Consider the following 22,333-nt stretch of genomic DNA (forward strand, 5'->3'; position numbering starts at 1 on the left):
TTCGGACCGCGTGCGCGGGTCGAGCCGAAGGGATGAGGCGATGAACGGTCCCATCCAGGTCGTGACGAGGCCACGCTGGCCGGACGTGGAGCTTGACGTCGCGGCGCTGCGTGCGGACGGGTGGCGGCCCACGCCGTTCCGGGACTTCGTGCTGAAGGTGCATCAGCGCTGCAACCTGGCCTGCGACTACTGCTACGTCTACACGATGGCGGACCAGAGCTGGCGGGACCGGCCGATGGCGATGGTGCCGGGGACGTGGCGGGCGGCGGCGGGGCGGATCGCGGACCATGCCCGCGACCATGAGCTGCCGCGCGTACGGGTGATCCTGCACGGTGGGGAGCCGCTGCTGCTGGGCGTGGCCGGGCTGGAGCCGCTGCTCGCGGACCTGACCGCGGCGATCGCGCCGGTCACCGCGCTGGAGCTGCAACTGCAGACGAACGCGCTGCTGCTCGACGAGCCGATACTGCACCTGCTGAAATACCACGGGGTACGGGTGGGCGTCAGCCTGGACGGGACGGCGGAGGCGAACGACCGGCACCGGCGGTACGCGGACGGGCGGGGCAGCAGCGCCGGGGTCGATCGGGCGTTGCGGCTGCTCACCGCGCCGGAGCACCGGGCGGCCTATGCGGGGCTGCTGGCCACCGTGGACATCACGCAGGACCCGGTCGAGTGTTATGACCATCTGCGCGGATATGCGCCACCGGTCCTCGACTTCCTGTTGCCACACGCCAATTGGGCGCATCCGCCGGAATCGCGAGCGGGTGCGCCGTACGGTGAATGGCTGATCAAAGTTTTTGATCTTTGGTATGCGGAGCGGCCGCAGCCGATCCGGATCCGGCTGTTCGAGGACGTCATCCGGCTGATCCTGGGCCGCGGCGGGCGGTCCGAGCAGGTCGGGCTGAGCCCGGTCGCGGTCGCGGTGGTGGAGTCGGACGGCGCGATCGAACAGGTCGACTCGCTGAAGTCGGCCTATCCGGGCGCGTGCGCGACCGGGCTGACCGTGTTCGACGACCCGTTCGACGCGGCGTTCGGGAATCCCGGCGTGGTGGCTCGTCAGATCGGGCTGCGGGCACTATGCAGTACGTGCCGATCCTGCCCGCTGCACACGGTCTGCGGCGCCGGGCACTACGCACATCGCTACCGGGCGGGAGCTGGCTTCCTGAACCCGACCGTGTACTGCGCCGACATGATCAAGCTGATCCGCCACGTGATCACGGTGGTGTCGGACGACGTGCACCAGAGATTGGCGGTCGCGCACCGTGACTGAATTCCACTCGCTCGACGACGACGACCTCGCCGGGCTCGCCACCGGGCTCGGCGGCGCGGACACGGTCCGCCGGCTCGCGGAAAGCCAGCTGAGCCGCACACTGCTGCTGCTGCGGTACGTCTGCACGCACTGGCCCGGACCGGTCGAGCACCGGGACGCGGCGGTCGCGGCGCTGGCCGCGGCGCAGAAACGCAAACCGGAGGTGTACGAGCGGCTGCTCGGCAGCCCGCTGACCGGCGCGTGGGCGGCCGGCACGGTGCGGCGGCTGCGGTCCGGCACGGTCACCTCCGCGGATCTCGGCTATCCGGGCGCGCTGGCCGCCGCGGCCGCGGCCGAGGCCGGCGTCGACGCGGAGACCTGGGGGTACGCGTCCGCGGGCGCGGTCACGCTGCCCGGGCTCGGCACGGCACGGCTGCCGGGCCGGCCGTCGGACGGCCCGGCGCGGATCACGGTGTCGGACGGGTCGGTGATGCTGGCCCGCGCCGGCCGGCTGCTGCGCGTGCCCGCGGAGGCGGCCGCCTCGTGGGAGCCGCGGCGTTCGCTGGGCGCCGGCGTGGTCCTGGAGGACGGCGATCCGTACCGCGACTCCTACCACGCGCCGCCGGCCGCCCGGCTCGGTGCGGACGAGGCCGCGCGGTGGGCCGACGTGTTCGCGGAGGCGTGGGAACTGCTCGGCCGGGTGCTGCCGGACCGCGCGCCGGAGCTGGCCGCCGGGCTGCGCGTGCTGGTGCCGCTGCACGACGACGGCACCGGCGCGGCGCGCAGCGGCACCGGGCGCGACTCGTTCGGGATGGTCGGGCTGACCCGGCCGCTCTCCGCCGTGGACCTGGTGGTGACGCTGGTGCACGAGTTCCAGCACTCGAAGCTGAGCGCGGTGCTGGCGCTGTGCCCGATGTACGAGCCGTCCGGCACGGAGCGGCACTTCGCCCCGTGGCGGACCGACCCGCGGCCGACCGGGGGGTTGTTGCAGGGGGTGTACGCGTTCCTGGGCGTGGCGGACACGTGGTCGCGACTGCGCGGCATCGATCCGGAGGCGGAGGCACAGTTCGCCGCGATGCGGACCGAGGTGCGGGCCGGGTGGGAGGCGCTGGACGGGTCCGCTGAACTGACCCCGGCCGGGCGCCGCTTCGTGACCGCGATGGGCGCGGCGATCGGCGCACTGGAGGCGAGGCCGTTGCCCGCAGTGATCACGCAACGCTCACGGGTGGACCTGGCGCGCAAACAGGAGGCCTGGTCAATCCGGAATGGACGGTCCTGACCGGAATCCCACGACACGCTATTCGTGGCGCAGGGTAGTGATGTTCATCTGTGAAAGGCGTCGTACGGAGCGTAAGATACTGTCAGAGCGCGTACGAGGCTGCTGAGCACGCGGGGTGTTCGCCGCTCGTGACGGCCTCTCGGCGACGATTGCGTCGCACCTGGATCGCGGCGCAGTCGCGGGCATCGTCCCTTGCCCCGGCCGCCAGCGTTGTCGACATCTGTGCCCGATCCCCGGCGTACGAGACAGAGGTGCGGAGGCCTGCATGCGTGAGAACGGGCTGGAACGGATACATGCCGGAGCGCTGTTGGAGGACGTGCGCAGCCTTCCGGTCGGCGACGTGGTGATCGAGGCGAATCCGGCGCTCGACGACGCGATGACCCGGGTGCTTCGCGACCTGCCGAAGGACGAGGAGAACCTGACCGCCTTCGGCAGTACCGCCTGAGCGTCCTCGCGGTGCCCTCGCACGCGGGTGTCAGGTCGGCGGCGGCTCGATGTCGCACTCGGCGCGTTTGCCGCGGCCGACATCGACGGTCTCCGGGTGATCGGGTCCCAGCGTCCGGCTCATCGCCAGCACCGTCTCGTCCAGCAGTTCCCGGCCCTGGACGCTGTCACCGCTCGCCACCAGGTCCAGCGCGCTGTTGACGGCACAGGCCAACGTGTACGGGTGCTCAACGCCGCGTACGGAGCGGGACAGCTCCAACGTCTTCCGGGACAGGTCGCGGGCGGCCTGCAGGTCGTGTGCCTGGGCAAGGTTGTTCGAGTGGTTCGAGGCGGCGCAGAGCGTGTAGCCGTGCTCCGCACCGAGGGCGTTGGTCAACGATCGCAGCGTCCGCTCGTCCAGATCGAAGGCGTCGCGGTGCTCGCCGAGGGCGCGCAGGATGATCGCCGTGTTGGTGCTCGCCGCGAGCGTGAGCGGGTGCTCGTCCCCGAATACACGCCGGTACTTCGTCAGCGTGCTCATCGCGATATTGCGTGCCTCGCCCGGCTGACCCATCACGCGGAGCGTGTTCGCGAGGGTCATGGCGGCGCTGAGGACGTGCTCGTGATCCGGGCCGAACCGGGCGGTCAGGTCCCGGAAGTTGGTGCGCGCGTATGGCAGCGCCTCGCGATACGAGCCCGTCTTCCGCAGCGCGATGGTCAGCGTGCGGATCGCCAGCAACACGTGCGGGTGTCGATCGCCCAACGTCGACGAATGGAGCGGCAGGACGCCGCGCTGCAGCTCCAGGGCCTCCGTGTAGCGGCCGAGCCCGTACAGGTCACGAGCCAGATTCGACTGGGCCAGCAGGGTCCGCCAGTTGTTCTCGCCGACGGTGTCCTGCAGTGTCGAGATCCGTTTGATGTCGACGTCGTAGGCCTCCTGGAACCGGCTCAGCATTCGCAGGCTGACCGCGCGGTTCCCGAGAGCGCTGATCGTCAGCGTGTCGTCCTCGCCGAAGGCCGCCTCGTGCCGCTCCACTGCATCGTTCTCGGAGGCCAGGGCCTCCTTGAAGTCGCCCGCGGCGCGGAGATCGGTGCCGATGGACAGCAACGTGGACAGCGTGTGCTCGTGGAGGCGGCCGAAAGCGGCATTCTCCTGGAAACGGCGGAACGCCTCGAGCTTGAGCGCTTTCGCGCGGCCGCTCAGCCCCAGGTCGCTCAGCGCAACCGCCAGGTGCCGGGTGGCGAGGAGGGTGTGCTCCCCGTCCGGGCCCAGGTTGGGCGCGGTGCGGTTCTTCTGCCAGACGTTGACGGTCAGCTCACCGAGCCGCCGCGCTCCCTCGCTGTCGCCGATGACCCCGAGGTAGCGGATCTGATCGATGACCACCTGGTGCGCGTCGCGTCGATCGGAGTAGATCAGCCCGGCCGGCTGCAGGTGTGGCTCGATGAGCGCGTAGATCGGCCAGGAGCGGGACTCGTCGGGTTCCTCGGGATTCGCCGCGGAGAGGATCGCCTGCGCGTTGCGCCGGCTCTGCTCCGCGAGATCCTCGCTGAGCCCGTCCCTGAGCACCAGCTGCACCAGGCGGTGCACCTGGATGGACTGGTCACCGCCGACCCGTGCCAAGCCGTACTGTCGAAGCGCTCGGATGGTGCGGTTCAGCTTGATGGTGTCCCGCAGCACCCCGGCGAGCGGCTGCGAGACGTTGCTGTTCTTCGCTGACCGCAGCAGGCTGACGGACAGCGGCTCCGCGCCCAGAAAGGCGAACAACTCCAGGAGCTGGGCCACCGCGGGCGCGTCGACGCGGAGACGCTCGAACGCGATGTTGACGAACGCGGCGACGGTGGTCGGGTAGGACGCCGGCCGCCCCTCGTCCAGAAGCTCCCGCACGTGGTGGTCGAACAGCTCGAGGTACTCGCCGACCGGCATCCCGGTCGCCTTCTGCCAGGAGGCGGCCTGGTCGAGCGCGAGCGGTAGGTCGCCCAGCTTCTCCGCCAGGGCCTCCGCGTCCTCCCGGGCGATGACGTTGCCGCGTTTGCGGATGAGCTCGACGCTTTCCGGCCGGTCGAAGACGTCGACCTCGATGGCGTCCCACACGCTTGCCCAGGTCTGGTTGCGCGAGGTCAGGATGACGTGGCCGCCGGCCGACGGGACGAGGCCGGTGATGTCGTCCGGGTTGAGCGCGTTGTCGTAGACCAGAAGCCAGCGGAGCGGGGTGGTGGCGAGCGCGTCCATCACCATGGTGGCGGTCTGCCGCATGTCCTCGGTGCGTGGCAGGCCGAGCCGGCGGCTCAGGTCGAGCAGCGACTGCAGCACCAGGGACTGTTGCTCCGCGGCGATCCACCACACCACGTCGTACTGGTCGGAGTACCGATAGACGAATTCGACGGCCAACTGGGTCTTGCCCACGCCGCCCATGCCGTGCAGGGTCTGTGGCAGGACCGACGCCGCCGAGCGGGTCTCCAGTGCCTTCCGCAGATTGGAGAGCAGCGTCTCACGGCCGGTGAAGTCCGGATTGCGAAGCGGGACACCGCCCCAGATGCGCACCGGCTCGCGCCCGCTCCCCGTCTCGGTGATCTCGGCCGTGGCGGATGGCGTGTGGGCCAGTACGGAACTGGACAAGGCTCCGGGATCTCCTCCATGGGGCGTTGACGGGTGCCCGTTTTGCCCGACTTTACCATCAGTATAAGACTCGTTACTCAAGGCGCGCAGTCGGACCGAGTGGCGCAGTGTCGTCACATGGATCTCGCGTTGTGTCGCCGGGTCCAGGCCGGACCTCGTCTCGATCCACTCGTGCAGCTCGCGGGAGACGGAAACCGTGGGATCGTGGGCCACACGCTCGACGAAGAGGATCAGCGGTGGATGCGAGCCCGGCACCGACGGGAGTTGCTCGAACCACGTTACGACGGCCGGCACGTCCGCCCAGTCCGGATTCTCGCTCGGTGAATCGAGGCCCAGATCGAGGGTGGCGGCCGCCAGCAGCGCGGGGGGCACCTGGCGAAGGAGTGTGACGAGCGGGAGCTGGCCGACCGCCACGGAGTCGTTCGGCGCGGGAGCGTCTGGCTTCACGGCGTCCGGCGGCTCCGGGGTGTCCGGCGGCTTTGCGGTGTCCGGCGGTTTCGGGGCGTCCGGCGGAACAGTCACGATTCCTCCCGTCGGTCCGCTGATGAACCCCCACTCGCATGAAGAGGCGACAAACGTGCCCTGTTTGCCGCCGACATCCTATCCGCATCGAGGATCTAAAGTGGATAGCCCTGGAGCGGTAAATGCGGTGGATCGCGGTGCCGATCGGCTAGCCCGTGGAGGCCGCATTGCTCTCGGACAGGCTTGCATATGAAGCCTTGCCAGGCGAGAGGCCGCGCCCGGACTGCGAATTCACGCAAAGCGCTGTGCGGCGGATTTCCGTTCGGTAACGGTGCTGCAATTTGCAATTTTGAGTTGGATCAACATGATCACTCTAACGGGGACCCCGACGTCAACGGGAGGCCTGTCGGGGGATGAGGACCTCTCGGATGATGATCTGGACTGCGGCGACGGCGGGGATGGCGACGAGGGCGCCGATGATGCCGAAGAGGGAGACGCCGAGGAGGGCGGCGACGATGGCGGCTACGTCGCTGACCTCGACGGAGCGGCGCATGACCTTGGGGTAGATGAGGTAGTTCTCGATCTGTTGGTAGAGCAGGAAGAAGACGATGCAGGCGATGCCGACGGGCAGGGACGTGGCCAGGCCGACCAGGCTGACCACGACGGCGCCGAGCGTCGCGCCGATCTGCGGGATCAGGTCGCAGATGGCTACCACGATGGCGAGCGCGAACGGGTAGGCGAGGCCGACGGCCAGCGCGAAGACGAAGGTGGACAGGCCGCACAGCAACGCGATGGCGAGCGCGCCGACCAGGTAGGCGCCGACCTTGGCGAGGATCTCGTCGCCGATCAGCTGGACGCGGGCCCGCCGGGACGCGGGGACGAGCAGGTAACCGGCCCGCTTCATCCGCTCGAACGAGGCCAGGAAGTAGATGGTCAGGATGAGCACGGTCAGCACGTTGAAGACCGTGCCGAAGAACAGGCGCGCGCCGCCGAAGACGCCGCCGAAGACACGTGAGGCGTTCTCCGTGCTGACCAGCGCCTGGACCTTCTCCACCAGGTCGTAGTCCTGGATCAGGTCGCGCAGCGTGCGGCTGCGCTGCAGAGCCTCCACATAGGAGGGCAGCTGCTCGACGAAGCCGCCGACCTGGGTGACGATCGGCGGGACCAGCGCGGTGATGCCACCGACGATCAGGCCGATCACGAACAGCACGACCAGGGCCACGGCCAGGGCACGGGGAACGCGCCAGCGCTGCAGCCGGACCACGGCGGGGTGCAGGCCGACCGCGAGAAAGAGCGCGATGAAGACCAGCACCAGTACGGACGACGCGTTGCTGAGACCGACGAACAGCGCGTACGCCAGGGCCAGCCCGAGGCCGCCGAGGAAACCGGTCAGGAACGGGTTGCGGCGCAGCGGCCGGCCGGGCTCGCCGAACTTGGCCTCGCCGAACGCGCGGTCCGCGTCGGCCCGGCCCATCACGTGCAGCCCGGCGGCGGTGGCGTGGTCGGCGGGCGCGCCACCGGGCGGGACCGGATCGCCGGGCGGGACCGGATCGCCGGGCGGGACCGGATCGCCGGGCGGCGGGACGAGGTCCGGGCCGGCGCTCGCCGGGAGCGACGACGAATCCTCGTCCGCTGTCACGGGCCTTTGGCTCACCTGCACACCTCCAGCGCGCAAGCGTATCGGGCGCGGGGTGGCGGTGCCATGAACGACGCGAGGGGCGGCCGGTAACGGCCGCCCCTCGCTCGGTGAACCGATCAGACCGTGGTGGAGTTCGCCTTCAGCTCCTCGGCGGCCTTGCCGTCGCGGGCGTCCGGCGCGGTGGCCCGGGGCGTGGCCGGCACGGTCGGCATGACCGCGGTCGGCGCGGCGGTCGCGTTGCTCAGCGACACCGGCGGGCCGTCCGTCTGCTTCGGCGCGACCGCGGCGGCCTGCGCCTGCCGGACCGCATCCGCCGGGATCACCTGCGTGGCGTCCGCCTCGTTCGCGATCACCTGCGTGGTGTCGCCCTTGTCGGTGATGACTTGCGTGGTGTCGCCCTTGTCCGCGATCACCTGGGTGGTGTCCGCCTTGTCCGCGATCACCTGCGTGGTGTCGCCCTTGTCGGTGATCACCTGCGTGGTGTCGGCCGAGCCGGTCGTGGCCGCCGGCCGCTTCGGCTCCGCTTCCCGCTGTGCCGCGGCGGCGGCCTTCGCCAGATCCTGCTGCGTGAGCACCTGAGTCGCGTCGTTGCCCGACGAGGCGCCGCCCGAAGACGAACCGCCCGAAGAGGAGCCGCCCGAAGACGAACCGCCCGAAGACGAACCGGCCGCAGCAGCACCCGCTGCGGAAGCACCGGCCGGAGACACCGTGGACGAGGACGACTCCGTCGCAGACGTCTCGGGCGTCGAGGACGCCTCGGGCGCGGACGACGCCTCAGGCGCGGACGAATCCGACGCCGAGGAACCACCGGCCGCCGAGGAACCACCGGCCGCCGAGGAACCGCCGGCTGCCGAGGAGCCCTCGGACGGCACCGATCCCGTGGACGACGTGGTGCCCGTCGAAGCCGCCGGCGCCACCCGCGTCCCGTTCGCACCGGAACCGTCGGACGAGCCGGAAGCACCAGCATCGGCCGAAGCGCCGGCGGGGTCGGACGCGTCGTCGTCGGACTGGTCCGCCGGGCCGGCCGCCGCCGCGAGCACCGCCGCGGCCGCCAGCTCCGCCACCCGCTTCGCCTCGCGCTGCACCTGGCGGCGCACGTCGGACGCGTGCCGCTCGGCCGCCTCCGCGGAGCGCTGCGCGTCGGTGAGCCGCTTGAGCTCCGTGGCCAGCTGCTTCTGCACGCCGCTGAGCTTCTCCGCGACCTTGGACGACTCCTGCTGCGCGGTGATCGTCTGCTCGCGCAGGTCGGCCAGCGCGGACTCGGTCGTGGAGATCTCCTCGCGCAGCGCGGTGAGCTGCTTCTGCGTGGTGCTGACCTCCTGCTGGACGGCGGTGAGCCGCGCGTGCGCCTCGGCCGCCTCCTTGTCCGCCGCGCGCCGGGCCTCGTTGAGCTGCCGCTCGGCGTCGGCGCGCTGGTCGGCGATCTGCTTCTCGGCCTCGGCGCGGAGCTGGCTGATCTCCTGCGTGGCCGCGGTGCGGCGCTGCGCGACCTCGTGCTCGGCCGCGGTGCGCAGCTCGGCCAGCTCCCGCTCGGCCGCGGCGTTGCGCTGGTTGATCTCCTGCTCGACGCTGCTGCGCCAGTGGCTCAGTTCCTGCTGCACCTGGGTCCGCGAGGACTGCACGTACGCCTCGGTCTCGGCGCGGGTGCGCTGCACGTACTGCTTGGTCTGCTCGGTGAGCTGGCGCGCCTCCTGCTGGGCGCGGGCCAGCGCGGCCTGCCCCTCGCTGCGGGCCTTGTCGGCCTCCTCGCGCGCCGCCGCGATCTCCGCCTCGGCCGTGGACCGGCGCTGCGCGTCGACCTTGTCCTCCTCGGCGCGGCGGGAGGCGAGCGCGATCTCGAAGTCGCGGGCCGCCTCGTGCGCGCGGGTCCGGGCGTCCGCGACCATCCGGTCCGCATCCTCCCGGGCCTCGTTCAGCACCCGGTCGGCCTCGTTGCGCCGGTCCGCGATGTCCTGCGTCGCCTCGGTGCGGATCGCCTCGGCCTGGTCCTCGGCGAGCGCGAGGATCTGCTCCACGCGCGGCCCGAGGTGCCGGAACGAGACCCGCTCCGGGGTGGCTGCCCGCCGACGCTGCGCGGCCACCTCGGCCTTCAGCTGCTCGACCTCGCGGGCCATGCGCTGGATCTCGCCGTAGGCCTGCTCTCGCTCGGTGGCGAGCGTGGCGATCTCGGCCTCGGCGCGGGCGACGTACCGATCGACCTGCTTGCGGTCGTAGCCCTTGAACTGTGACTCGAAGGTGGGCTCCGGAGCCATGTTGTCGCCGAGATCGAAGATTTCCCCGCCGTGTGACATGGTTCCATCCTCACACACACGCCGTCCCGTCCGGCCCGGATACACACCGGCCTGACGGGACGTATGCGCTTCTCATTGTTGTCGCTTTTTCGGGTGAACTGTCGGGTTCTGCCAAACCCGGCGGACCTACCGTACCAACGAGCCGCCGTAGTCGCAGTTGTTGGAAGCGACGGTCAAAACCTGGTCGTCACACATATGCATCGTCCCGTCACGCGCGGACATTCAGCCGGCCTGACGGGACGTATGCGGTGTCGTCCGGGTTCTGCCAAACCCGGATCGCGGTGGTGCTCAGTTGCCGGCCTTGGCCGGCACCTTGTCGTCGGTGGCGTCGCCGGAGTCCGTGGCCTCGGCCTCGGGCTTGGCGGCGGCGGCCGGAGCGGCCGGGGCGGCGGCGGGCGCGGCGGCGGCCGGCGTGGGGACGATGCCGGCCAGACCGGAGAGCATCTGACCGAGCTGGGACGTGACGGCGTCCTTCTGACGGGTCAGGTCCTCGACCTCGCGGCGGGCGGCCTGCGTGGTGTGGTCGGCCTCGGTGCGAGCCTCGGTGACCAGGCGGTGCGCCTCGGCGCGGGCCTCGTTGATGGTCTTGTCGGAGAGCGCCTTGGCCTTCTCGACCGTCTCGTTCGCGTTGCGCTCGGACTCGACGCGGCGGGCCTCGGCGCGCTGCTCGATCTCCTTGGCGCGGTCCTCGGCGGCGCGGGCGCGCTCCTCGGCCTCGGCGACCATCTTCTGCGTGGCGGCGACCTGGGCGGCGTGGCGCTGCGACTCCTCGCGCTCCGCCTTCTCCCGGCGCTCGGCGAGCTCCAGCGCGAGGGCCTGCAGGTCCTTGTCGCGCTTGTCGCGGGCGTCGGTGAGCATCTTGGTCGCCTCGGCGCGCTTCTCCTCGGCCTCGCGGGCCGCCTTCGCCCGGAGCTGGGTGATCTCCCGCTCGGCGGTGGCGCGCAGCGTGGAGACCTCGCGCTCGACAGTGGACTTGAGCTCCGCGACCTCGTGGGCGGTGACGGTGCGCAGCTGCTTGGTCTCGCGGTCGGCGTCGGCGCGCAGCGTGTCCGCCTCGCGGCGGGCCTGCACCCGGACCTCGGCGGCCTCGCGCTCCGCGTGCGTGCGGACCTGGCCGGCCTCGCGCTCCGCGGTCGCCTTCATGGCGGCGGCCTCGGCACGGGCCTTGTCGGTGATCTCCCGCGCCTCGAGGCGGGCGGCGGAGAGGATGCCCTCCGACTCGCGCTTGGCCTCGCTGCGGTGATCGTTCGCCTGCTCCTCGGCGAGGCGGAGGATCTGCTCGACGCGGGTCCCGAGACCGGAGAGCGTCGGGCGGTTGTTCTCCTCGAGCTGCTTGTTGGTGTCGGTCAGCTTCTGCTCGACCGAGCTGAGTCGCTGCTCAGCCTGGCGCAGCCGGCGCTGCGCGTCGTTCATCCGCTGCTCGGCCTCGGCCCGCGCCTGCTCCGACTGGTTCAGGGCGGCGACCAGCCGGCCCAGGTGCGCGTCCACCTGGCCGCGGTCGTAACCGCGGAGAACGACCGTGAAGTCGTGCTCGGATTTCGCGCTCTCGAAGAACGCGAGGGAAGAGTCCTGCTGCTGGGGCATTGGGACATACTGGCAGACGTACCCTGGTGCTTCGCAAGAGCGTGCGGGGCATGTCCCGGACCGCTTTCATGGTCAACTCCGCTGGTCACCGGCCTGATCGCCGATTCGGTCCAACAGGGATCGACCACTCGGCCGACGGGGCCGAGCAGGCGCTTCGCTGACGTCGGATATCGGGCCTAATGCGGCACTAACCCCCGTAAGCCCCGACTCGTTGAACTTTCTCCCACAAACGGGAAAATCGCCGATCGGGTGCGAGGCGTTGCGCACGTTAGCACGTTGTGAGGCCGCCGGTACACGTCGTGGCGCCCCTTCCGTCGCGCCGGCGGGAGACTGGTTTATCTACGCACCGCTTATCCATGCACCGCGGGCCCGGCCGCACGCCCCGGAACACGGACCCGCCGCACCACATGTTCCCGCTCCCGGCGCACCGCGGCCCGCATGCTCCCGCGGGCCAACCTCGCCGCCCGGCAAGACTCCGCCAGGGCTCCGCTTGCCGGCCGGCCTCGGAGCCGGTCCCGCACGCCGCGGGAGAAACCCGCGACCACCGCCGCGCCGCGAGCCCCACGCCGCGCGTGCGAGCCGCACCGGGCCGCGAGACCCGCGTCGCGAGACCCGCGTCGCGAGACCCGGGACGCCGGGTCGGCGGTGTGCGACCGGCGGCGCGTAGTGCGGGGCCTGTGTAGCGGCGGGGGATGTGCGGGACGGGACCCGCGGCGCGGCTTGCGATCTGTGCCGCGGAGCCAGCGGCGCGGCGGAACCGCGATACGAGGCTCGCCGTGCAGTGCGGGGGATCCGGGCGCGGCGCGGGGTGCTTGCGGCGCGCGGTGTGTCCGTCGGCCCGTGGTGCGCAACGTCCGGTGCGGGGTGGCGGGGCGTACGGGGTGGTGGGTGAGCTGGTCGGGGGAGGGGTGCCGGGGGTCTGGGGCGGCGGGACCGGCAGGGAGGAGCGCCAGCGACGACCGGTGCCCGCGGGAGCATGCGGGCCGTGCCGCGCCGGAAGCGGGAAGAGCTGCGGTGAAGGGCTTTTGGGTCTTGGTTCGGTCAGGGGTGTCGGGGGTGGGGGTGTGCGGGTTCGACCAGTTCGACCAGGACGCCGCCGGCGTCCTTGGGGTGGACGAAGTTGATGCGGGAGCCGGCGGTGCCGCGTCTGGGTTCGGGGTAGAGGAGGCGGACGCCGCGGGTGCGGAGGGCGGCGCAGGCGGCGTCGACGTCGGTGACGGTGTAGGCGACCTGTTGGACGCCGGGGCCGTTGCGGTCCAGGAATCTGGCGATCGTGGAGTCCGGGGTGAGCGGGGCCAGGAGTTGGAGGCAGCCGCCGGCGGTGGTCGGGCCGACGGAGAGCATGGCCTCGCGGACGCCCTGTTCGGCGTTGGTCTCCCGGTGGACGCAGCGCATGCCGAAGACGCGGGCGTAGAACTCGATGGCGGCGTCGAGGTCGGGTACGGCGATGCCGACGTGATCGATGCGAAGGATGCCGATGTATCCGTCTGTGACGAATCCGGCATCGGGCGGTGAGGTCATGGACGATAGTCTTACCCGAACAAGCGTTAAGGTCAGCGTCGACCCACCCACAGGGACGGTAGCGATGGGATCGGTAATCGTCGGCGGAGCGCGGACCCCGATGGGGCGGCTGCTCGGCAACCTCAAGGACTTCCCGGCCACGAAGCTCGGCGGCGTGGCGATCCGGGCGGCGCTGGAGCGGGGCGGTGTCGATCCGGCGGCGGTCCAGTACGTGATCATGGGGCAGGTGCTGCAGGCCGGGGCGGGGCAGATCCCGGCGCGGCAGGCCGCGGTCGAGGCCGGCATCCCGATGTCGGTGCCGGCGCTGACCATCAACAAGGTGTGCCTCTCCGGGCTCGACGCGATCGCGCTCGCGGACCAGCTGATCCGGGCCGGTGAGTACGACGTGGTGGTGGCCGGCGGCATGGAGTCGATGACCAACGCGCCGCACCTGCTGACCGGCCAGCGGCAGGGATACAAGTACGGCGACGTGGTGATCAAGGACCACATGGCGCTGGACGGGCTGACCGACGCGTGGGACTGCTGCTCGATGGGCGAGTCCACGGAACGGCACGGCGCCCGGCACGGGATCACCCGCGAGGAGCAGGACGCGTTCGCCGCGGCCAGTCACCAGCGGGCCGCGGCCGCGCAGAAGAACGGGCACTTCGCGGAGGAGATCACCCCGGTCTCGATCCCGCAGCGCAAGGGCGACCCGATCGTGATCAGCGAGGACGAGGGGATCCGGCCGGACACCACGGTCGAGTCGCTGGCCCGGCTGCGGCCCGCGTTCACGCCGGACGGCACGATCACGGCCGGCAGCGCGTCGCCGATCTCGGACGGCGCGGCCGCGGTCGTGGTGATGTCCAAGGCGAAGGCGGTGGAGCTGGGCCTGAGCTGGATCGCGGAGATCGGCGCGCACGGGAACGTGGCCGGCCCGGACAACTCGCTGCACTCGCAGCCGTCGAACGCGATCAACGCGGCGCTCGCCAAGGAGGGGCTGACCGCGGCCGACCTCGACCTGGTGGAGATCAACGAGGCGTTCGCGCAGGTCGGCATCCAGTCCATCCGGGACCTCGGGATCAGCCCGGAGCGGGTGAACGTGAACGGCGGCGCGATCGCGCTCGGCCACCCGATCGGCATGTCCGGTGCCCGGCTCGCGCTCACCCTGGCGCTGGAGCTGCGCCGGCGCGGCGGCGGCGTGGGCGTGGCCGCGCTCTGCGGTGGCGGCGGACAGGGCGACGCTCTGATCATCAAGGTGGCAGGCTCGGCGGGGTGACGTCATTGCGCCGCAGCCGCGACATCCCGCTGCTGGTCGAACACGCCCGGGACGGTGACCCGCGCGCGGTCGCCCGGCTGATCACGCTGGTCGAGTCCGGCGACGGATCGCTGCCCGAGATGGCCGCGGCGCTGGCTGCGGACTCGGGGCGGGCCCGGGTCGTCGGCATCACCGGCTCGCCCGGCGTGGGGAAGTCCACCACCACGAACGAGCTGGTCCGCGCGCTGCGCAAGCGGGGCCACCGGGTCGGCGTGCTGGCCGTCGACCCGTCCAGCCCGTTCAGCGGCGGTGCGATCCTCGGCGACCGGGTCCGGATGCAGGACCACGCGACCGATCCCGGGGTCTACATCCGGTCCATGTCCAACCGCGGCCACCTCGGCGGGCTCTCCGCCGCGACGCCGCAGGCCGTGCGCGTGCTGGAGGGTGCGGGCTGCGACGTGGTCCTGGTCGAGACGGTCGGCGTCGGTCAGGCCGAGGTCGAGGTGGCGTCGCTGGCGGACAGCACGATGGTGCTGCTGGCGCCCGGCATGGGTGACGCGATCCAGGCGGTGAAGGCCGGCATCCTGGAGATCGCGGACGTGTTCGTGGTGAACAAGGCCGACCGGGACGGCGCGGACGCCACGTACCGCGACATCCAGGGCATGATCGGCCTCGGTGAGCGCGGGCCCGGCGAGTGGCGTCCGCAGGTGGTGCGCGCGGTCGCGTCCCGCGCCGAGGGCATCGACGAGACACTGGCCGCGCTGGACAAGCACCACGACTGGCTGGTCGCCCACGGCGAGCTGGACCGCCGCCGCGCGGCCCGGGCCGCCGCCGAGGTGGAGGCGATCGCGCTGGGCACGGTGCGCGCCCGGCTGGCCGCGCTGCGCGGCGGCACCGCGCTGACCGAGCTGGCGGCCGAGGTCGTGGCCGGGCGGCGCGACCCGTACTCGGCGGCGGCGTCGCTACTGGAGGCGTTCTGACGCATGCGGCGGGTCGCTGCTGGACGCGCGCTCTGACGCGTGTGACGGCGTCGCTGCTGGACGCGTTCTGACCCTTTGCGGTGAACCGGCGCGCGGGCCGGACGCCGCGCGGGCCGGACGGTGCGTGGGCCGGACGGTGCGCGAGCCGGGATCGTCCGCCGGGCAGCGCTCCGGGGGTGGGGCCGGGGCGGGTCGTAGGGTGAGGGCGTGCCGAGGCTGGTCGATCATGGGGAGCGGCGGGCGGAACTGCTGGCCGCGGCCTGGCGGGTGGTCCGGGCGCGCGGCGTGGAGGGCACCACGACCCGGGCGATCGCGGACGAGGCCGGCTGCTCGCTGAGCGTGCTGGCGCACTTCCTCGGCGGCAAGGACGACATCCTGGTGGCGGCGCAGGCCGCGATGTACGAGCGGATCGTGGCGCGCGCGTTCCGGCTGGGCGGCGACCTGGCCGGGCTGGCCGCGCTGCGGGCGGCGCTGGAGGCGGCGCTGCCGTTCGACGACGAGCGGGCGGCGGACGCGCACGTGAACGTGGCGTTCGCCGGGGCGGCGCTGTCCCATCCGCGGCTGGCGGCGTCGCGGCGCGAGTCGCACCTGGGGATCCGGGAGCTGCTGCGGGTCTGCATGCGCGAGGCGCGGGAGCGGGGCGAGCTGCGGGCCGGCGTGGACGACGACGCGGTGATCGACGACTTCATCATCCTGGTCGAGGGCAGCGCGCTGCTGAGCCTGGTGGACGGGTGGGCGGAGGAGGGGCGGTCCGAGCGACTGACCCGGATCGCGGCCACGTTCGTCGACCGGTTGCGCCGGACCACGGGCCCGGCCGCACCGGGTATTGAGTGATCGAACAGTCGGTATCGAGAGTCAGCACAGGGCCTTTGAACTGCCGAAACAGCGGTCGTTTGAGTTGCCGCACAGTGCAGGCTGATCTACCCCACAGCGCAGGTTGATCTATCCCACAGCGCTGGCTGATCTATCCCACAGGGCAGGCCGATCTATCCCACAGGGCAGGCTGATCTACCGCGCAGTGCGGGCCGATCTACCGCGCAGTGCGGCTGGCTTTCCGCGCGGCGCAGGCGTTGCGCCGTGCGGGACGGACCGATCCCTCGCAGAGGCCGGGTCAGGACCGGGGCTGGGCGGCGATCAGGTCACGGAACCAGTGCCAGGAGTCCTTCCGCGTCCGGGCCAGCGTGGCCGGGTCGACGTGGATCAGGCCGAACCGTTCCTCGAATCCGGCCGCCCACTCGAAGTTGTCCAGCGCGGACCACACGTAGTAGCCGCGCACGTCGGCCCCGGCCGCCATCGCGTCGCGCACGGCGCGCAGGTGCGCGTCGAGGAACGCCACCCGCCGGCCGTCCGCGACCGGCTCGCGGAACGACGCGCCGTTCTCCGTCACCACCAGCGGCGGCAGCGACGGATAGCGGTCCCGCAGCGTGGTCAGGATCGTGGTCAGCCCGGACGGCACGATCGCCCAGCCGAAGTCGGTCCGTTCCGCGGCCGGCACCGGCACCGGCGCGAACGGCATCCCCGCCGGGACGTCCACCTCCAGCACGCCGCGGTAGTCCCGGTCCGGGCGCGGCGCCTCGATCCGGGTCGGCTCGTAGTAGTTGACGCCGTAGAAGTCCAGCGGCGCCGCGATGGTCTCCAGGTCGCCGTCCCGCACCGGCAGCCGATCGCCGAGCCCGGGCGGATAGCCGCCGCGCAGGACCGGGTCGGCGAACAGCCAGTTCGTCAGCGTGGCGAACAGCTCCGCGGCCGCGACGTCGTCCGCGGCGGCCGAGGCGGGCTCGACCGGGAAGTGCTGCGCGGCCACGCCGACCGTGGCCGCGCCGGCCGCGCGCAGCGCCCGCACCGCCAGCCCGTGCGCGAGCAGCTGGTGGTGCGCCACCGGCAGCGCGTCGAAGCCGAGGCCCCGGCCGGGCGCGTGCGAGGTCAGCGCGTACCCGTAGAGCGTCTGCACGCTCATCTCGTTCAGCGTGATCCAGTCGTGCACCCGGTCGCCGAGCCGGTCGGCCAGGACCGCGGCGAAGTCGGCGAGCGCGTACGCGGTGTCCCGGGACAGCCAGCCGCCCGCGTCCTCCAGCGCCTGCGGCAGGTCCCAGTGGTAGATCGTCGGGACCGGGCGGACGCCGTGCGACAGCAGCTCGTCCACGAGCCGGTCGTAGAAGTCCAGGCCGGGCTTGTTGACCGGGCCGGTCCCGGTGGGCAGCACGCGCGGCCAGGAGAACGAGAACCGGTAGTCGTGCGTGCCGGCCGCGGCGATGTGCGCGACGTCCTCCGCGTACCGGTGGTAGTGGTCGATCGCGACCCGCCCGTCGTCGCCGTTGCGGACCGTGCCGGGCCGCGCCGTGAACGTGTCCCAGATGCCCGGGCCCTTGCCGTCCCGGTCGAAGGCGCCCTCCACCTGGTACGCGGAGGTGGCCATGCCGAACCGGAACCCGGGCGGGAACAGCGGGAACGTCATGCACGGGCCTCTTCCCACATCGACACGTACGCCTCGGCGCCGTTCATCAGCTGGCTCCGCAGCAGCGCGCCGTCCGGTCCGGCCTGGCGGATCAGGTCGGTGACCCAGTCCGCGTACAGCCCGTACTGCGGGACGCCGTCGGTGTTCAGGTCGAACGTGCGGGTGCCGAAGACCTGCCGGTCGACGGTGGTGCCGTTGACCGCGGTGAACGGGTACGGCTGCGGGCCGGCCGGCGGTGCCAGCTGCGGCGGCGGCAGCGGGCCGAGGCCGTTGACGTCGCTGCCCATCCCGTACCCGCTGATGGTGTCGCCGTTGGGCAGTGCCCGGTTGGCCCGCCACTCGTCCAGGAACGGGAGCTCGCCGTCGCCCGCGTCCGTGGCCGCGTGCGCGTAGCCGGCCACGAAGCCGCCGAGGCCGAGCAGCCGGTCCACCAGCGTGCGGTCGGACCAGGAGTGCACCGAGACCACGCCCGGGTAGCCGGCCGCCTCCGCGATGTCCAGCACGGCGGACGCCGTCCGTACCCCCATGTGGTCGAGGTGGATGATCATCCCGCGCTCGATCATGCGCTCGATCAGGTATTCGCCCATCGGGGTCAGGCCACGGGTGTTGCAGATCGGGCCGCTCGGGTAGACCGGCAGGATCGTGCCCGGCGGCAGGCCCAGCTTCCCGAGCCGGAGCAGCTCCGCCAGCTCGTCGCTGACCAGCGGTTGCTCGTTGTCGGACGGGCCGGTGCAGGAGTCCGCGGTCCACCAGTGGCCGGTGCTGATCAGGTTGCCGATGTTGACCGCGACGCCGGTCGCGCCGGAGTCGAAGCGGGTGCCGCCGAACGCGTTGTCGAACTTGTGCACCGGGTAGAGGCCGCTGACGCCCATCGACGCCAGCTCGTCCAGCCCGGCGTCGACCGCGGCGGTGGTGCAGGTGACGTTGCAGCCGAACAGTTCCGAGCTCTCCACGCCCACGGTGACCGCGAGCTTGCCCTGCGCCGCGATCGCGCGGACCTCCTCGGGCGTGGCCGCGAGCCGGAACCAGCCGCGGCCCGGCCCACCGCTCTGCGCGTCGACGTAGTCCTGCATCGAGCGCAGGTACCGGTACTGCGCGCGGATCTGCTCGGTCTCGTCGCAGGACGTGTCCCGGGTCGGGTAGAGGCCGCAGATGATCCGGTTCGCCACCAGCAGCGTGTTGAGCACGCGCTGGCCGGAGCGCCAGGAGCGCTCGATGCCACGGAAGTACGACTGCTCGTGCAGCAGGCTGTTGGGCTGCGGCCAGTCGCCGAACGTGGGCCAGCCGTCCTCGCGCGAGTCGATCGGGTCGGTGCCCGCGATGATCGCCTCCAGCAGCGCGCCGATGCCGAGCGTGGCGTGCGACGCGCAGCCCTTGAGCGCGACCGCGGGGCCGCCGGGCGCGAACGCGTCGCCGCAGTGCAGGTCGCCGCCGAACGCCTCGGCCGCGGTGACGTGCGCGTGGCCGTCGATCCAGCCGTTGAGCGTGCCGTCCGGGTTCACGCCGGGCGCGGCGGTGCCGGTCACGCCGGTCGCGATGTCCTCGACCGGGACGCAGCCGGTGGCCGGCGTGGCGACGAGCGTGGTGGGCGCGGACCCGCCGCCGAGCCGGCCGAGGAACGTGCCGAGTTGCTGGCCGGTCGCGGTCGCGGTGAGCTGGTAGCGGCCGTCGCCGGTGGTGACGGCCGTCCAGTCGGCCCGGTCGCCATAGGCCTGGCCGGGAAGGACGAAACCGATGACGCTCTGGTACGGGTACGCGCCCGCGGAGTCCCGGATGGTGTAGCGGCCGAGCGCGGTGGCGTCGAACCGGAACCGCTCGGCGGCCGCGGCCGAGCCGGTGAACCCGTACCCTCCGGAGTTCTTGGTGATGTGCCCGGCCGGTGCGGCGAGCGTGACGCAGTCGTCGTCGAGGTCGTAGGCGGGCGTCGCGTCGGCCGCGCGGGCGGGCGCGGGGAGCGCGACCACGAGCAGCAGGGCGGCGAGCGCGGCCGCCGGCGCGAGCGTCGGCGCGGCTTTCGGCGCGGACGTCGGCGCCGGCATCGGAGCGGGTTCTGACGCGAGGTTCGGTGCGAGCGAGGACATGCGGCACCCCTGTCGGTTGGGAGATCATCTGATCCACCAAGGATCACCCAGCATAGGGGGCGACGGTGGGCGTACGGAAGGGATAGGGTCCGGTCCATGTCACTGTTGATCGTGGACGGCGTCACCCTCGGCTACGGCGGCGAGCCGGTGCTGCGGGACGTGACCGTGAGCGCGGAGCCGGGGCGGATCCTGGCGGTGACCGGCCCGTCCGGCGCCGGCAAGAGCACGCTGCTGCACGCGATGGCCGGGCTGCTGCGCCCGCTGGCCGGCGAGGTGCGCGCCAGCGGCGAGGTGATCCGCGACCGGGACCATGCGGTGTCCCGGCGGATCGTGCTGGTGCCGCAGGACAACGGGCTGGCCGCGATCCTGACCGCGGGCGAGAACCTGCAGGTCGCGCTGATGGCGAACGGGGCCGGCCCGTCCGAGGCCCGCGCGTCCGCCGCGACCGCGCTGGCCGCGCTCGGGCTCGCGGAGCAGTCCGGGCAGCTGGTCGAGGAGCTCTCCGGCGGTCAGCAGCAGCGGACCGCACTGGCCCGCGGGCTGGCGCTCGCCGGTGACGTGCTGCTGGCCGACGAGGTGACCAGCGAGCTCGACGCGGTGAACCGGGCGCGGGTGCTGGAGCTGCTGCGCGCGGAGGCGGACCGGGGCGCGGCGGTCGTGTTCGCCACGCACGACGCGGAGGCGGCCGCGTTCTGCGACGCGGAGCTGCACCTCCGGGACGGCAGCGCGGAACCCTTAGCGATCGTTAAGGTTGCGCCCTAGACTGTGCGGCATGGATGCCGAGCAGATCGCCGCCGGACGTGCCCGCTGGCAGGCGCGGTACGACGCGGCCCACAAACGGGACGCCGACTTCACCACGCTCTCCGGCGAGACGGTCGCGCCGCTCTACGGCCCGCCGGACGGCGCCGGGTACCCCGGCTTCGCGCGGATCGGCTGGCCCGGCGAGTTCCCGTACACGCGCGGGCTCCACCCGACCGGCTACCGCGGGCGGGCCTGGACGATTCGGCAGTTCTCCGGGTTCGGCAACGCGCGGCAGACCAACGAGCGGTACCGGATGCTGCTCGCGGCCGGCGGCGGTGGCCTGTCCGTGGCGTTCGACATGCCGACCCTGATGGGGTACGACTCGGACGATCCCCAGGCGCTCGGCGAGGTCGGGCACTGCGGCGTCGCGATCGACTCGGCCGCGGACATGGACGTGCTCTTCGACGGCATCGACCTGGGCGCGGTCACCACCAGCATGACCATCTCCGGTCCGGCCGTGCCGATCTTCTGCATGTACCTGGTGGCGGCCGAGCGGCAGGGCGCGGACCTGTCCGGTCTGGACGGCACGCTGCAGACCGACATCTTCAAGGAGTACATCGCGCAGAAGGAGTGGCTGTTCGCGCCGGAGCCGCACCTGCGCCTGATCGGTGACCTGATGGAGTACTGCGCGGCGGAGATCCCGCGCTACAAGCCGCTGTCCGTCTCCGGCTACCACATCCGGGAGGCCGGCTCGACCGCCGCGCAGGAACTGGCGTACACGCTGGCGGACGGTTTCGGGTACGTCGAACTCGGCCTGTCCCGCGGGCTGGACGTCAACCGGTTCGCGCCCGGCCTGAGCTTCTTCTTCGACGCGCACGTGGACTTCTTCGAGGAGATCGCGAAGTTCCGGGCCGCGCGGCGGATCTGGGCGCGCTGGCTGCGGGACGTCTACGGCGCGACCGACGAGCGGGCGCTGTGGCTGCGCTTCCACACCCAGACCGCGGGCGTCTCGCTGACCGCGCAGCAGCCGGTCAACAACGTGGTGCGGACCGCGGTGGAGGCGCTCGCGGCCGTGCTCGGCGGCACCAACTCGCTGCACACGAACGCGCTGGACGAGACGCTCGCGCTGCCCACCGAGGAGTCGGCGGAGATCGCGCTGCGCACCCAGCAGGTGCTGATGGAGGAGACCGGCGTCGCGAACGTGGCCGACCCGCTCGGCGGCTCCTGGTACGTGGAGGCGCTCACCGACCGGATCGAGGCGGCCGCGGAGGAGATCTTCACCCGGATCCGGAACCTCGGCGCGGACGGCACCATCACGTCCGGCATCCTGCGCGGCATCGAGGACGGCTGGTTCACCTCGGCGATCGCGGAGTCGGCGTTCGCGTACCAGGCGGCGCTGGAGAAGGGCGACAAGCGGATCGTCGGCGTGAACGTGCACACCGGGACGGTCGCGAAGGACCTGGAGATCCTGCGGATCTCGCACGAGGTGGAGCGCGAGCAGCGGCGGGTGCTGGCCGCGCGGCGGGCGGAACGGGACGACGCGGTGGTCCGGCGGGTGCTGGGCGAGCTGGCGGCGGCCTGCCGGACCGAGGCGAACCTGATCCCGCCGATGCTCGCGGCGGCCCGCGCGGAGGCCACGCTCGGCGAGATCTGCGGCGTGCTGCGCGAGGCGTGGGGCGTCTACCGGGAGCCCGCCCGGTTCTGAACGTTATCCACAGGGGACCTCGGACCTGCCCCGGATCGCCTATCGTCGCTACCACGATCAGCGATCCATGGGGGG

At 72.1% G+C, this 22,333-nt stretch carries 15 protein-coding genes; 8 read left to right on the plus strand and 7 right to left on the minus strand.

Features of this window, described 5'->3' with window-relative positions:
• The first annotated feature begins 40 nt into the window (after positions 1-40).
• The 3 genes from J2S44_RS24815 (at position 41) to J2S44_RS24825 (ending at position 2,970) form a co-directional block, all read left to right on the plus strand.
• On the plus strand, positions 41-1,267 hold the full coding sequence (locus tag J2S44_RS24815; RefSeq protein ID WP_310418519.1) for an FxsB family cyclophane-forming radical SAM/SPASM peptide maturase: 1,227 nt from the start codon (positions 41-43) through the stop codon (positions 1,265-1,267).
• Positions 1,260-2,525, plus strand: a complete 1,266-nt coding sequence (locus J2S44_RS24820) for an HEXXH motif domain-containing protein (protein ID WP_310418522.1) — start codon at positions 1,260-1,262, stop codon at positions 2,523-2,525. The genes J2S44_RS24815 and J2S44_RS24820 overlap by 8 nt, the downstream gene beginning before the upstream one ends.
• Positions 2,526-2,790: 265 nt before the next feature.
• The gene (locus J2S44_RS24825; RefSeq protein WP_310418525.1) at positions 2,791-2,970 is read left to right on the plus strand and encodes a hypothetical protein; all 180 of its coding nucleotides are present in this window, start codon (positions 2,791-2,793) and stop codon (positions 2,968-2,970) included.
• Positions 2,971-3,000: 30 nt separating this feature from the next.
• Here J2S44_RS24825 and fxsT read toward each other — a convergent pair whose 3' ends face one another.
• The 5 genes from fxsT to mce all read right to left on the minus strand — a co-directional run bounded on the left by fxsT (position 3,001) and on the right by mce (position 13,062).
• Positions 3,001-5,937, minus strand: coding sequence for an FxSxx-COOH system tetratricopeptide repeat protein (fxsT, locus tag J2S44_RS24830; RefSeq protein WP_374727902.1), 2,937 nt, complete (start codon positions 5,935-5,937; stop codon positions 3,001-3,003).
• Positions 5,938-6,418: 481 nt separating this feature from the next.
• The gene (locus J2S44_RS24835; RefSeq protein WP_310429901.1) at positions 6,419-7,501 is read right to left on the minus strand and encodes an AI-2E family transporter; all 1,083 of its coding nucleotides are present in this window, start codon (positions 7,499-7,501) and stop codon (positions 6,419-6,421) included.
• A gap of 281 nt (positions 7,502-7,782) precedes the next feature.
• Positions 7,783-9,957: a Laminin subunit beta-1 gene (locus J2S44_RS24840; protein ID WP_310418531.1), complete on the minus strand. Its 2,175-nt coding sequence runs from the start codon at positions 9,955-9,957 to the stop codon at positions 7,783-7,785.
• Positions 9,958-10,245: 288 nt separating this feature from the next.
• Positions 10,246-11,541 (minus strand): DivIVA domain-containing protein, encoded by a 1,296-nt coding sequence (locus J2S44_RS24845; protein WP_310418534.1) that lies wholly within the window; start codon positions 11,539-11,541, stop codon positions 10,246-10,248.
• Between the two features lie 1,041 nt (positions 11,542-12,582).
• The gene (gene mce / locus J2S44_RS24850) at positions 12,583-13,062 is read right to left on the minus strand and encodes a methylmalonyl-CoA epimerase (RefSeq protein ID WP_310418537.1); all 480 of its coding nucleotides are present in this window, start codon (positions 13,060-13,062) and stop codon (positions 12,583-12,585) included.
• Between the two features lie 64 nt (positions 13,063-13,126).
• Here mce and J2S44_RS24855 point away from each other — a divergent pair, with 64 nt between their 5' ends.
• The 3 genes from J2S44_RS24855 (at position 13,127) to J2S44_RS24865 (ending at position 16,110) form a co-directional block, all read left to right on the plus strand.
• A complete protein-coding gene (locus J2S44_RS24855; protein ID WP_310418539.1) occupies positions 13,127-14,317 on the plus strand; it encodes an acetyl-CoA C-acetyltransferase in 1,191 nt (396 codons plus the stop codon).
• The gene (meaB, locus tag J2S44_RS24860) at positions 14,314-15,276 is read left to right on the plus strand and encodes a methylmalonyl Co-A mutase-associated GTPase MeaB (RefSeq protein WP_310418542.1); all 963 of its coding nucleotides are present in this window, start codon (positions 14,314-14,316) and stop codon (positions 15,274-15,276) included. The genes J2S44_RS24855 and meaB overlap by 4 nt, the downstream gene beginning before the upstream one ends.
• 207 nt (positions 15,277-15,483) lie before the next feature.
• On the plus strand, positions 15,484-16,110 hold the full coding sequence (locus J2S44_RS24865) for a TetR/AcrR family transcriptional regulator (RefSeq protein ID WP_310418545.1): 627 nt from the start codon (positions 15,484-15,486) through the stop codon (positions 16,108-16,110).
• Positions 16,111-16,387: 277 nt separating this feature from the next.
• Here J2S44_RS24865 and J2S44_RS24870 read toward each other — a convergent pair whose 3' ends face one another.
• Complete coding sequence (locus J2S44_RS24870; RefSeq protein WP_310418548.1) at positions 16,388-17,731, minus strand: GH1 family beta-glucosidase; 1,344 nt, start codon at positions 17,729-17,731, stop codon at positions 16,388-16,390.
• Positions 17,728-19,812 (minus strand): amidohydrolase family protein, encoded by a 2,085-nt coding sequence (locus J2S44_RS24875; RefSeq protein WP_310418551.1) that lies wholly within the window; start codon positions 19,810-19,812, stop codon positions 17,728-17,730. Before J2S44_RS24875 ends, J2S44_RS24870 begins: the two co-directional genes overlap by 4 nt.
• A 96-nt stretch (positions 19,813-19,908) precedes the next feature.
• On the opposite strand from J2S44_RS24875, the gene J2S44_RS24880 reads away from it, so the two are divergent.
• Together J2S44_RS24880 and icmA are read left to right on the plus strand one after the other, a co-directional pair.
• Positions 19,909-20,574 carry an ATP-binding cassette domain-containing protein gene (locus J2S44_RS24880; RefSeq protein WP_310418553.1) on the plus strand — a complete coding sequence of 222 codons (666 nt, stop codon included), beginning with the start codon at positions 19,909-19,911 and terminating at the stop codon, positions 20,572-20,574.
• A 10-nt stretch (positions 20,575-20,584) separates the two neighbouring features.
• Complete coding sequence (gene icmA / locus J2S44_RS24885; protein ID WP_310418556.1) at positions 20,585-22,258, plus strand: coenzyme B12-dependent isobutyryl-CoA mutase large subunit; 1,674 nt, start codon at positions 20,585-20,587, stop codon at positions 22,256-22,258.
• The last annotated feature ends 75 nt before the right edge of the window (positions 22,259-22,333 follow it).

It is taken from the genome of Catenuloplanes niger, from assembly GCF_031458255.1.
GTDB classification, from domain to species: domain Bacteria; phylum Actinomycetota; class Actinomycetes; order Mycobacteriales; family Micromonosporaceae; genus Catenuloplanes; species Catenuloplanes niger.